We start from the raw sequence: 13,647 nt of genomic DNA on the forward strand, positions 1-13,647 counted from the left end.
AATAAACAGAAATAGAAAATAGGTAGGCATTATGCGTAAAGCCAAAATCGTTGATACTATTGGTCCAGCTACCGAATCCTTGGAAGGTATTACCAAGCTTGTTGAAGCCGGTATGGATGTTGCTCGTTTGAACCGTTCTCACGGCACTCCTGAAGATCATTTGCGCGTTTACAACAACGTTCGTGCAGCTTCCAAGTCCACTGGCCGCAATGTTGCTGCTCTTGTTGATTTGCAAGGTCCAAAGATTCGCTGCGGTTGGTTCAAGAAGAACGCTGAAGACGAAGATAAGGTTTATTTGGAAGAAGGTCAGGAGTTCATCATCACTACTGATGATGTTGAAGGTGACGAGCACCGCACTTCTACAACTTTTAAGGGCTTGCCAGGAGATTGCCACGCAGGCGACCCAATCCTTATCGATGACGGTAAGGTTCGTCTTGAGGTAACCAAGGTAGAAGGCAACGACGTTCACACTAAGGTTATTGTTGCTGGTCCAGTTTCCAGCCACAAGGGCATTAACCTCCCAGGTGTTGCAGTTTCTCTTCCAGCTTTGACTGAAAAGGATGAGGCTGATCTTCGTTGGGCTATTCGCACCGGCGCTGACATTATTGCTATGTCCTTCGTGCGTTTCGCTACCGATATTGATCGCGCTCACGAAATCATGGACGAAGAAGGTCGTCGTATTCCAATCGTCGCCAAGATTGAAAAGCCACAGGCTGTTGAAAACTTGGAAGAGATTGTTAAGACCTTCGATGGCATTATGGTTGCTCGTGGTGATATGGCTGTTGAAATGCCTCTCGAAGAGGTTCCACTGGTCACCAAGCGTTGCATCGAGCTTTCTCGTCGCTATGCAAAGCCAGTTATCGTTGCTACTGAAGTTCTTGGCACAATGGTTAACTCTCCAGTTCCAACTCGTGCAGAAGCTTCTGACTGCGCTAACGCTGTTCTCGACGGTGCTGACGCAACAATGACTTCTAACGAAACTGCTGTTGGTAAGTACCCAGATGTTACCGTAAAGACCATGTCCCGTATTTCTCAGTACGCAACTGAGCACGGCTATGATCGCATTCCTGCTGTTGAGCTTGATATGTCTAGCACCGGTGCTGTTTCTTCTGCAGCTGTTGATTTGGCAGATAAGCTTAATGCTAAGGCTATTGTTGCTTACACTCAGACTGGTCGCACAGTTCATCGTATTTCTCGTGAACGTCCAACCGCTCCAATCTTTGGCTTGACTAACAATGAGCACACTTATCGTTGGTTGGCTTTGAGCTGGGGCACTGAAGGCTTCTTGATTGATGAAGATTACCATGACATGAATCGTCACGATTTGATGATCTTCACCGACAAGGTTCTTCGCGAAGCCGGTAAGGTTTCCGATGGTGATCAGATTGTTATCTTGAGCACTGCTCAGGGTGAACGCCAGGCTGGTCGTACTGACTCCATCTACGTTCACACCGTTGGTGCTTGCGACTAATTATTTGATTCTGCGTTCTTGTACTAATACGCTAGTTCTTCTAGTTTAAGTGCATTTGCGCAGTAGTATAGTTTGCATAATGCGCGCTAGCTGTTTTGCAGTTTGCGCGCATTATGTTATGTATGATCAATATTGTTGATTTGCGACACGCGCAAAATGCTTTAACTATTTGCATGTGGCTTAAAGTGTGCTATAGTCGACAAGTCGCAAAAAAATGCGGAAAATTAAAAATGCCCCTGTATCCCAATTGGTAGAGGAAACAGCCTCAAAATCTGTGCAGTGTGAGTTCGAGTCTCACCGGGGGCACGTGCACGACGTCGCTTAGCTTGCTAGGCGACGTTTTTATTTTGTATTTTAATGTCTCGTACATAAACAATAAGCGTATAATAATAAAAGTATTCTCGCACAATGAAAAGTGCTGTACGTATGTGAAAGGAACAACGATGATCCACAGTGCACAATTGCAAGTAAGTGAGCGTAAAAAAAGTAATTATGCTTGCGAATTAATCGATAATTACAAGCGCAATGTAATGTGCTCTTTTACTGCAATTGCTGCAATTGCTGCTGTAGCAACAGTATTAATGTGTATTTTTGCTATTGTCCCAAACTCTTCGGCATTTGCTTCAACTAAATCAACAGACGGTCTTCCGCCAAAAGGTGTGATTGTTACTGCTTTTCAGCAAAATTGGAAAAGTATTGCAAAAGAGTGTAAGCAAACTTATGGTCCTGAGGGTGTGAGTTATGTACAGGTTTCGCCGCCGCAGGATCATATTAAAGGTACAGCGTGGTGGACTTCTTACCAGCCAGTTAGTTACAATCTAAATTCAAAGCTTGGCACTGAAGACGAGTTTAAAAATATGATTACTACTTGCAAGGCTGCTGGTGTTGGAATTGTTGTTGATGCTGTAATTAATCACACAACCGGCGATGGTAATAAAGATACTGTAGGTGTTGGCGGTAGTAAGTATGATGCGGCAAATCAAAGCTATCCGGATGCTGGTTACACAAAAGATGATTTTCACCAAATAGATAAAGATATTTACACATATAAAGATGCGCAAGTCGTTTGGAATTATCGTTTAGTTGGTTTGCTTGATTTGGATACTTCTAAGCCGCATGTGCAAAAAATTCTTGGTAACTATTTTGCAAAATTGCTAAAAATGGGTGTTGCAGGCTTTAGAGTTGATGCCGCAAAACATATGTGTCCTGAGGATGTGAAAGGCATAAAAGAAGCTGCTGCTAAAGCTGCTGGAACGAAGCCTGAAAACATATGGTGGATGCAAGAAACAATTGGTTTCCCTGAACAAGATCCTAAAATTCAGCCGGATCAATATGTTGGTACAGGCGAAGTAGATGAGTTTGAATACTCGTATCGCTTGCGTAATTATTTCTATGGTTCAATTGAGAATTTGTCTCATATTACAGATCAGCTTATTCCTAATAAGAAAGCCGCTATTTTTGTGACTAACTGGGATACTGAGCGTGACAATTCGACTCGAGTTCTCACTTATAAGGATGGAGCAAAGTACGAGTTAGCTAATGCTTTTATGCTTGCTTATCCTTATGGAACACCAAATATTTATTCTGGATATAAGTTCACGCAGCGCGATGATGGTGCTCCTGGTGCAACTGATACGCACATTCCAGATGTAAAGTGCGGCAAGAATTCAAAGTGGCAATGCGCTCAGCGTTGGACTTCGATTCGTGGAATGATTGGATTCTATAATGCTGTTAAGGGCACGAAAGTGACTCAATGGCAAGATGACAACGATAATAACATTGCTTTTAGTCGCGAAAACAAGGGATTCTTGGCGATTAACAATACTGACAAGCCTAAAAATGTGAGTTATAAAACTGATTTGCCTGATGGTGAGTATTGCAACGTATATGCTTCACGTAAATGCTTTAGCACAGTTACTGTAAATGGTGGGAAAGTAGAGACAACTATTCCAGCTTATTCTGCTATTGCTTTGCATGTTAAGGCTGTAGAGCATTTTGGAAGTACTTCCACGTTTAGTACTGTTACGATGATTGTAATTGTTTTCGCTGTGCTATTGATTGAACTAGCTTTGATTTTGCGCAAAAATAAGGCAGGTTCTAATAAGTAGGATGTGAAGTAAAAGACGATTTGGAAATAAATTTATATTGATATTATTACAGTTTTTGTATAGTTATTGCAATATTGTCAGTATGTAGATGGTATAATTTTCTCCGCTGATTGTACATATTATTAGGCGATGGTTAGCATCATAGTTGTGCTAGCCATCGCTTGTGTATTAGAGCTATTAATGCGTCCAAGGAAGGAGCGCGTTAATACCAATGGAGGAAAGGATACTGATGAGTCATCGTCGACACTTTGCATCGAAGATGGTTGCTATTGTTGCGTCTGTTGCAATGCTTGTAACTGGTTTTGCTGTTACAATTAGCGCAAACGCTGTGACTAGCGGGGAGTCTAGCAATAGCAAAGAAACTTCTTCGAATGTAACTCTTAAAGGTAAAGGTGTTATTGTTACTGCATTCCAGCAGAATTGGAAGAGTATTGCTCAAGAGTGCACTAAAACTTATGGCCCTGAAGGTGTGAAGTATGTGCAAATTTCGCCTTCTCAGGATCATATTAAAGGTAAAGCTTGGTGGACTTCTTACCAGCCTGTGAGCTATAAGCTTGATTCTAAACTTGGCACTGAAGCTGAGTTTAAAGATATGATTAAAACTTGCAAAGCAGCAAAGGTTGGAATTATTGCAGATGCTGTAATTAATCACATGGCTGGCGTTGATAATAAGGATACTGTTGGCGTTGGTGGTAGTAAGTATGATGCTGCTTCGCAGACTTTTGAAGACGCTGGATACACTAAGGATGATTTCCATAAGAGCACTGAAAATATTAAAGATTACACGAATGCTGAAGAAGTTTGGACTCACAGACTTGTTGGTTTGCTTGATTTGGATACTTCTAAGCCGCATGTTCAGCAAGTTTTAGGTAAGTATTTTGCAGATTTGTTGAAGCTTGGTGTTGCTGGTTTCCGTGTTGATGCTGTAAAGCATATTTCGCCAGAAGATATGAGGGGCATTAAAGCTTCTGCTATAAGGCAATACAACGAAAGTGTTGAAGATAGCAAAAAGATTCATGACATCTGGTGGATGCAGGAAACTATTGGCAATCCTTCAGAAGCTCAACAAATTCAGCCAGCTGCGCATTTGAATGAAGGCGAAGTTAACGAGTTTGGCTACTCTTACCAGCTTATGCAAAGTTTCAAAGGCTCGCTGATGAAGGCAAGTAAGCCTTTGAACAAAGTTCAAGACGGAATGGTTAAGAGCGATAAAGCTGCTATTTTCGTTACGAATTGGGATACAGAGCGCGGTAACAGCGTGCTTACGTATAAGGACGGTCGTCGTTACGCTTTAGCAAACGCTTTCATGCTCGCGTGGCCATACGGCACTCCAAACGTGTATTCCGGATACAAGTTCGATAAGAATGATGATGGTGCTCCTGGTGCAACTGAAACGTCTGTTCCGGAAGTAACTTGTGGTGCTAATTCAAAGTGGCAGTGCACTCAGCGTTGGACTTCGATTCGTGGAATGATTGGATTCTACAATGCTGTTCAAGGTGCGAAAGTCACAAATTGGCAGGATGATGGCGATAACAACATTGCTTTTAGCCGCGAAAAGAAGGGCTTCTTAGCGATCAACAATTCTCTTGACGAAAAAGAAGTTTCTTATAAGACTGATTTGCCTGATGGTGAGTACTGCAATGTGTATGCTGCAGGAGACTGCTCTAAGACTGTTAAAGTTGAAAAAGGTGAAGTTAGAACCAAGATTGGCGCTCGCGAAGCAGTAGCTTTACATGTTAATGCCACAAAGGCTAATCCTCCGGCAGGCTCTGCCGCAGACACATCTGATCCTCAATATGGTGAAGAAAAGCCTGATGCAGGTATGCCAGAAGATCCTACAACGACCATTTACTTTAAGCCAGATGAAAAGTTTAACGGTAAAAAAGTATATGTTCACTACGGTATAGGCTCAAGCTGGACTCAAGCTCCTGGCGATGAGATGCAAAAGGCTTGCGATAGTTGGTATAAGAAGACAATTAGAACCAATGGCAAAGTTTATGAAGCAGTGTTTAACGATGGCAAAGGTTACTGGTATCACGAAGGAGATAATAATAACTTTAAGATTCCAGCTCACACTGATTCGTATGTAGCTCAAGATCACAAGGGTAGCGTTGGAGTAAATCCTTGCCCAGTAGCATATAATCCAAAGACTACTGTTCGTATCCACTACAAGCCAAAAGCTGGTGATACTCGCGATATTGGCGTTTATTTGTGGGGCAAAGACAAGGATGGTAAAGATTTACCTGGAGCTTGGCATAAATTTAATGGCACTGATAAATTCGGAAAAGTTTTTGAAACTACGGTTGATGGTTCTTTTGAAAACAAGTCACTTTCCTTTATTACTACTACAAAAGATTGGAATAAAGACGGTGGCGATCGTGCTATTGAAAACTGCGCAAGTGGTCTTGCTGAAGCTTGGGTAACAGGCGGATCGGATACTACGCAGTTTGCTGCTCCAGACAACCTTAAGAAGAAGCCAAAAGAGCTAAAGGTAACAGTTCATTATCGCAGGAATGCTGGCGATTATGAAGGCTGGAACATGTGGACTTGGAATGACGGAACCGGTGGTACTGCTCGTTACTTCACTTCGCATGACGATTATGGCAAAGTTGCAACCTTTACTGCTAAGAATGATGCTGGTATTGACAGTGTTGGCTTCAAAGTTAGAAAATCTACGCCAATTAACGCTTGGGATCAACAAGATCCTAGCAATCGCAGTATTCCAAACAATGCGATTAAGCTAGATGCAAATAATCCAAACAAGGGTAGTGCTGAAGTCTGGTTAATGCAAGATGACATGACAGTGTACTTAAACGCTACTATGCCACAACTTACAGCTCACGTGATGTCTGCTGATATTGCTGGCTTAAAGAAGTTAGTTGTAAAAGTGTCTGGTGACGTGTCTTCTGTAAAAGATTCTGACGTAACACTTTTGGATACTAGTGAAAATCCTAGCAAGAAAGTTGAAATTGCTTCTGCTAAAGCTAATGGTTCAGAGATTACTATCGAAACCAAGAATGACCTTAATATTAAGCATAAGTATGAGTTGAGTATTAAAGGATTAGCTACAGGTATTAAGCTTTCTGCTTCCTCAAAAACTGGTGCTAGCGTAATTCGTACCGATGAGTTCGATAAGAAATACGCGTACAATGGTGATGATTTAGGTGCTGTGTATTCTGCTTCTTCAACTACTTTCAAGCTTTGGGCTCCAACAGCAACTGAAGTAAAGCTGATTACTTATAAGTCGACTGCTGAAAAAGCTGAAAAAGACAAAGAAACAGCTATGAAAGCAGAAGATCGTGGCGTATGGTCTGTAAAGCTTGAAGGTGACAAAGCTAATACAGCTTACGCATATGAAGTTCATTTTGCTGATGGCACAGTGAATGTTTCTGCTGATCCTTATGCGAAAGCTGCAGTAGTAAACGGTGAGCGTTCTGTTGTATTAGCAGATAAAGACGCAGGCAGTGCTGGAAATCGTATGCCAAAGTTTACGAATCCAAGTGACGCAACAATTGCAGAAATGGATGTTCGTGACTTTTCGATCAATCCAAACTCTGGTATTAGCGATGCTCATCGTGGCAAGTATCTTGGCGTAGTAGAAGAAGGCACTAAGACTAAAGATAAGCAGAATGTTTCTGGCTTTGATTATTTGAAGTCGCTTGGTGTCACTCACGTACAAATCATGCCAATGTATGATTTTGGTTCTGTGAATGAAACTGGTGACTTGAGCTATGGAAAGCAAGGCGCTCAAAACTGGGGTTATGATCCGCAAAACTACAATGTTCCTGAAGGATCTTACTCTACAAATCCTGCCAATCCAACAACGCGAGTTCAGGAAGCTAAGCAAATGATTGCTGGCCTTCATAAGGCTGGTTTGCGCGTGATTATGGATGTTGTTTACAACCATGTTTACGACGCACAAAATCATTCGTTTAACAAGACAGTTCCTGGATACTACTTCCGCTATAAGGATGGTGCTCTGAATGGTAATTCTGGATGCGGTAACGATACTGCGTCTGAACGTCAAATGATGCGCAAGTATATTTTGGATTCTGTGAAGTATTGGGCTACGCATTACAACCTCGACGGCTTCCGATTTGATTTGATGGGCTTAATTGACCTGAAGACTATGCAAGAAGTGCGTGCTGAGCTTAATAAGATTGATCCTTCAATTATTGTGCTTGGTGAAGGCTGGGATATGAATGAACTGCTTCCTAAGAGCGAGTCTACTATTCAACCAAATGCTTATAAGATTCCAGGAGTAGCGTTCTTTAACGATTCATTCCGCGATTCTGTAAAAGGTTCTGTGTTTGCTGCTAAGGGTACTGGTTTTGTCAATGGCAATACAGATAAAGGTGTTAAGGCTTTGCTTGAGCATAATTTGCTTGGTTGCCAATTTGGCACGAGTAGTACTGTTAAGTGCTGGAATGGTAATGCTGAAACGCACTTTGCTGATGCAGGTCAAATTGTTCAGTATGTTGAAGCTCACGATAACTTGTCGTTGTATGATAAGCTAAAGGTCTCTGCTCCTAACGACACTGAAGACGTACGATTGAGACGAGTAAAGCTTGCAAATTCAATGATTTTGCTTTCTCGCGGCATGCCGTTTATTCAGCTTGGTCAGGAATTCTTGCGAACTAAGAATGGTAACGATAATAGTTACAATGCTGGCGATAAAGACAATGCTCTTGATTGGAATCGTGCTGCTGACAAGTCTGATTCCGTGAACTATTTCAAGGGATTGTTGAAGCTACGTAAGAGCATTAAATCTCTTCGTGATTTTGATTATGCAATAATTAACAAGAACATGAAGATGATTGATGGCACTCCTGATGGTGTAATTGCTTACACACTTAACGATGCAGATAAGCAATATGTTGTAGTGTTCAATGCTAATAATGCTGAAACTCAAGTAAAGATTCCAGCAGGAAAGTATTCTGCACTTGTTGCTAATGGCAAAGTGAATGATACTGCTCAAGATGCAACTGTTGCTGATGATGGCACATACAAGATTGCTCCTGTTTCTACAGCAGTATTGCTTAGTAAAGATAAGGAATCTAAGCCAATTCCTCCGGATGCAAAGCCTGGTGATGAGCCTGGCAAACAGCCTGAGAATCCGTCTGAGCCTGGTGAAAAGCCAAAGCCTGGTGAGGATCCTAGTAAGAAGCCTGAGAAGCCAAAACCTGATCAGCCTGGCACAAAGCCAGCTCCAGCTCCAAAACCTGGTGAGCATCAGCAAGTTCCTGCTCCTGCTCCGAAGCCGACTCCGTCTGAGTCCAGTGAACAATCAAAGCCGTCTAAGCCTTCTGTTCCGTCGGAAAAGCCAGTTCCGTCGGAAAAAACAGAAAAGCCGGCTCCAGCTGATTCTGCTAAACCAGCTCCAGCTAAGCCAGCAGAATCTACTCCTGTACCTGTTGCTCCGAAAACAGTTCAGCAGCTTAATCCAGAATTAAAGGGAACTCTTAGCGTTGGTAACAATAACGTTGCAACTGCAGGTGTTGTTAACAGTGTGAGAATTAATGTTGTAAACAAAGAGTTCACCGAGCGTTTGCAGCGTGATGGAGTAGTTTATGCTTACGCGTATATCTATTCATCTCCACGCTTGCTTAAGGGTGCTGATGGTTCAAAGTTTGTGACTGTTCGCATGGTTAATGGCAAGCCTCAATTTGATGCTCAGTTCCCAGCTGGATATACCGGAAAGCATACGGTTGTTTTGGTTGACGAAAAAGGTAATCAAGTTGCTTGGACTGAAATAACAGTAGTAAATAATGCTGTTAAGAAGAATGTTCATGCGTTAAGTTCAACAGGCAGTAGTGTAGCGCAAATCGCATTTATTATTGCAATATTGTTGCCTGTTGCAGGTGCTTTCTTGATTAAAGTAAGGCGTTCTAAGCATCTGTCTTGCAATTATTAAAATCCAAAGTGCTTTTCGCATAATTTTGTGTTTTGTGATTAAGTACTGAGGTTTTAATAAAAAATGAGGGTAGTAGCAATTGCTAAGCTATTACCCTCATTTTTTATTTTTGCTTGCGTGTTGCGCTTATTTTTAGAAATTTTTTGCTTTGAATAATTTCGGGCGTTTTTTAAAATTATAGTAGCTGTTTTCCTTATGTAAGAATGGTTTATAGGAGATTTTTAAAAAGTAATGTTTTGCTTATATTTTTGAAAATATGATTATATTTTACGAATCAATATTTGCATTTGTACTTTTGCAGTGTTAGCATCATTTCCAACACAAATAAATATCGAATACTTCGGTTGAGGTTTGTGTGTGAGCCACAGTCAGCTAATGAGCTTAAGGAGGCAGTTATCATGCGTAACATGAACATGAATGCTGAATCTCACAATGCTCTTAACGCTGCTCGTATGTGGTGGTGGCAGTCTTCTCTTTGGTGTGAGTTTACTCTGAAGTTTTAGAAGCTGCGTATAAAAGCTTATAAAAGACCTCCGGGGTAAGCCCGGAGGTCTTTTTGTGTATAAGCTTAAATTTTAAAAAATAACCAAATCACAAATCACAAATAACAACAAAATATTCGATAGCTTTGTATTCAAATAATATGAAGCTTAAACAAGGAGAGAAATCATGGCTCAAGAAATTAACGAAACCGTTAAGGAAGCTTACAACAATGGTGCAAACGCAACTACAGATGCTGCAGCTGCAATGATGCAAAATGTGAAAGTTAAGAATCACGCATTAGATATTACTTCACTGGTGTTAGTTGCAGTGCTTTTTGCTGCAGGATGCATTCTTGACTTTACTGTTGCAAAGTCTCTTTCTATTGGAAATATTCAGCCTGAGTTCGTTATTGCTTCATTCTGCTTGTCGATTTTGCTTGTTAGACCGAAGATTTACCAGGGTGCTATTATTGGTGCTTTGGCTGCAACGTTAATTCAATTTAATACTTCGATTCCGTTCCTTGAGTATGCTTGTGATATTCCAGCTGCAATCATTATGACTGCAATATTAATTGGTTATATTCGCGTGTTCCCAAAGGATGCAGCTCGTAAAGTAAGCGTATTCCCATTTATTGCTACTTTCATTACTACAGTAATTTCCGGTTGCATTTTTGCTCTTATTGCAGCTTTCTTTATTCTTCACTCTCCAAATATGGTAATGGTTATGTTGCCAATTATTTTGGGAACTGCAGTATTTAATGCAGTTGTTGTTGAAGTGCTTTACGCTCCAATTCGACTTGTTTTGCACAAGTAAAACAACATTGAAGAATAAGTAAATAAATTAACTTGAATAAACGCAAACAAATATAAACAAACATAAATGAATGTAAGTAAGCATAAATAAATATCAAAAGTCGATAATTAAAATTTGATTATCGCATTATGAAGGAGAAGATTATGAATCAGGAAATTAGCGAACATGCAGATAGCATGATTAATGCTGTAAGCATTAAAAAGCATGCTTTAGATATTACGTCTTTAGTGTTGGTTGCAGTTCTTTTTGCAGCAGGATGTATTCTTGACTTTACTGCTGCAAAAGCACTTTCAATTGGAAACATTAAACCAAACTTTTTAATCGCATCATTCTGTCTTGCAATCTTGCTTGTTCGTCCAAATGTTATTCAGGGCGCGATTATTGGTGCTTTGGCTGCAACTTTGATGCAATTTAACGCATCTATTCCTGGTCTTAATTATGTTTGCGATATTCCGGCAGCGATTGTTATGACTTTGATGATTATGGCTTATGTTCGCGTTTTCCCTAAGGATGCTGCTAGAAAGTTCAGTATTTTCCCACTTATAGCAACTTTTATAACTACAGTTGTTTCTGGTTTAATATTTGCTTCTACTGCATCTTTCTTTGTTCTTCATTCTCCTAAGACGATTTTTGTTATGCTTCCAATCATTTTTGGAACTGCTGTGTTTAATGCTGTTGTTGTTGAAGTGCTTTACACCCCAATTCGACTCGTTCTGCATAAGTAAGTGTTTGAATTTGTTTTGGATGATTTATTTTAGATGATATGTATTTTGGATAATATGTATTTGATGATTTTGTTGAATAGTTTGTGCTGGATAATATGCAGCAAGTCATATAATCATCAAAGAATATAATCGCAGAATAAATATAATCGTAAGATATCATTAGTAATTGTAATTGTTAGGTTTCTAAGAGTTAGGAATTATTGTGCCTTTGCTTGAGCTAAAAGATGTGTCTTTTAAGTATGTGAATCGGAATAAAGATGATTCTTTAGACTCTTCAGAGGCACAAGATTCCACTTTTGCACTAAAAGATGTAAGTCTTAGCGTAGAATCTGGCGAATTTGTGGGAATTATTGGTCCTTCTGGCTCTGGAAAAACAACTCTTGCTTCGCTTTTTTCTGGCGCGATTCCGCATCATTATTCTGGCGAACTTTTAGGAAGCGTTAAGATTGCGGGTCAAGACACTAACAATCTTGCTTTAACTAACATTGCTTGCTTGGTTGGATCTGTTATTCAAGATATTGATGCGCAAATGGTTGCCGCAAATGTTGAAGATGAGATTCTTTTTGGCTTAGAAAATTTTGGCGTTGCGCATAGCGAAATACCAAGTCGAATAGATGAAGCTTTGCAAATTGTTGGCATTAGTGATTTGCGTAACCGTGATTTAGACACTTTGTCTGGAGGTCAAAAGCAGAAGGTTGCAATTGCTGCTATTCTTGCGCTAAAGCCTAAAGTTATGGTGTTAGATGAGCCGACGTGCGCTTTAGATCCTGTTTCTTCTAAAATGATTTTTTCGATTCTTAAAGATTTGAATAAGAATTTTGGAATAACGGTTGTTGTAATTGAGCAAAAAGTTGCGCTTTTAAGCGAGTATTGCAAGCGTTTAGTTGTGCTTTCGAATGGCACTTTATCACTAGATTTGCCTGTTAGCCAAGCGTTGAAAAATATGGATTTGCTTTATTCTATTGGAATAAATTATCCGCGTACTACGCATTTGGTTAATGATTTACAGCGTGAGAATATTTGCTCTAAAAGCGATTTGCCTGTGTCTGTAGAAGATACAGTAAATACTATTGTTAATACGATTAATAGTGAAAAATCTTTGACTTCACATGTTGATTCACATAGTGAATTTGATAATCGTGAATGCGATTCAAATAAATCGGCGCTTGCTTGCGACTTTTCACACGAATCGCAAGTCTCTACACAATCTTACGCACAAAATAAATCGAAAAACGATTCACCATGTCTTTCGCTTAAAAACGTCAGTTTTTTGTATCAAAGTGGCGTTAGTGCGCTAAAAAACGTGTCTTTTGAAGCTTACGCTGGAGAGCTCGTAACTCTTGTTGGTAGAAATGGTGCTGGCAAAACAACTATTACCAAAATTATTAATGGTTTATTAAAACCAACAGAAGGCAACGTAACAATTGATGGCGTTGACACTAAGTCTCTTCGTATTAGTCAAATAGCAAAATATGTATCTACCTTATTCCAAAATCCTGACCGACAATTATGCAAAGAAACGGTACTCGAAGAAGTTACTTTAAGCTGTATTTTGATTGGTCAGAATGAGGACGAAGCTAAAGCTCACGCAATGGAAATTATTGATGAGTTGGAGCTGGATCCTGAAGCTAGCCCGTTTATGCTCTCTCGTGGCCAGCGTCAAATGGTTGCTTTAGCTGCAACAGTTGTAACAAATCCTAAGATTCTTCTTCTTGACGAGCCAACTTGCGGTCTTGATTACAAGGAGTGCATGATAATTATGCAAGTTGTAGAGCGTTTAAGAAAAAACGGTTGCTGCGTGATTATGGTTTGTCACGATATGGAAGTTGTGCTTGATTATGCAACTCGACTTATAACAATTAATGATGGAAAGCTTATTATTGATGGTTCAGCGTACGATGTGTTTGAAAAACCGGAAGTGTGCTCTGCTGCAGCATTGTATCCACCATTATTGTGTTCCGTTTCTCAAGGCTTGGTTGCGCATGGATTTAATAAGTGCAATGGCTTGTATGTGCGCGAAGAATTAGTAGAAGCGTTGCTCGGCGAAAAAATCACAAAACAGACTGTACAGAATCAGCAGAATTAACAGAAGCAATAGCAAATAAAAGTAGCAAATAAAAGTAGAAGTAAAGG

General features: G+C 40.1%; 6 protein-coding genes and 1 tRNA gene. All 7 read left to right on the plus strand.

Annotated elements, in window-relative coordinates; genetic code table 11:
* Nucleotides 1–31 precede the first annotated feature (31 nt).
* Nucleotides 32–1,471, plus strand: coding sequence for a pyruvate kinase (gene pyk, locus HXT57_RS02740; RefSeq protein ID WP_116431777.1), 1,440 nt, complete (start codon nt 32–34; stop codon nt 1,469–1,471).
* Between the two features lie 232 nt (nt 1,472–1,703).
* A tRNA-Leu gene (locus HXT57_RS02745) sits at nt 1,704–1,777 on the plus strand.
* Between the two features lie 224 nt (nt 1,778–2,001).
* Nucleotides 2,002–3,579 (plus strand): alpha-amylase, encoded by a 1,578-nt coding sequence (locus HXT57_RS02750; RefSeq protein ID WP_415691623.1) that lies wholly within the window; start codon nt 2,002–2,004, stop codon nt 3,577–3,579.
* A gap of 229 nt (nt 3,580–3,808) precedes the next feature.
* Nucleotides 3,809–9,493: a type I pullulanase gene (gene pulA / locus HXT57_RS02755; protein WP_421783741.1), complete on the plus strand. Its 5,685-nt coding sequence runs from the start codon at nt 3,809–3,811 to the stop codon at nt 9,491–9,493.
* Nucleotides 9,494–10,162: 669 nt separating this feature from the next.
* Entirely contained in the window at nt 10,163–10,789 is a 627-nt protein-coding gene (locus HXT57_RS02760; RefSeq protein ID WP_004111317.1) for a hypothetical protein, read from the plus strand.
* A 143-nt stretch (nt 10,790–10,932) separates the two neighbouring features.
* On the plus strand, nt 10,933–11,514 hold the full coding sequence (locus HXT57_RS02765; RefSeq protein WP_012914058.1) for a tryptophan transporter: 582 nt from the start codon (nt 10,933–10,935) through the stop codon (nt 11,512–11,514).
* Nucleotides 11,515–11,716: 202 nt separating this feature from the next.
* Nucleotides 11,717–13,600 (plus strand): ABC transporter ATP-binding protein, encoded by a 1,884-nt coding sequence (locus HXT57_RS02770; RefSeq protein ID WP_421783688.1) that lies wholly within the window; start codon nt 11,717–11,719, stop codon nt 13,598–13,600.
* The last annotated feature ends 47 nt before the right edge of the window (nt 13,601–13,647 follow it).

The sequence above is a fragment of the Gardnerella sp. KA00771 genome (assembly GCF_049244045.1).
In the GTDB taxonomy this organism is placed as follows: domain Bacteria; phylum Actinomycetota; class Actinomycetes; order Actinomycetales; family Bifidobacteriaceae; genus Bifidobacterium; species Bifidobacterium swidsinskii.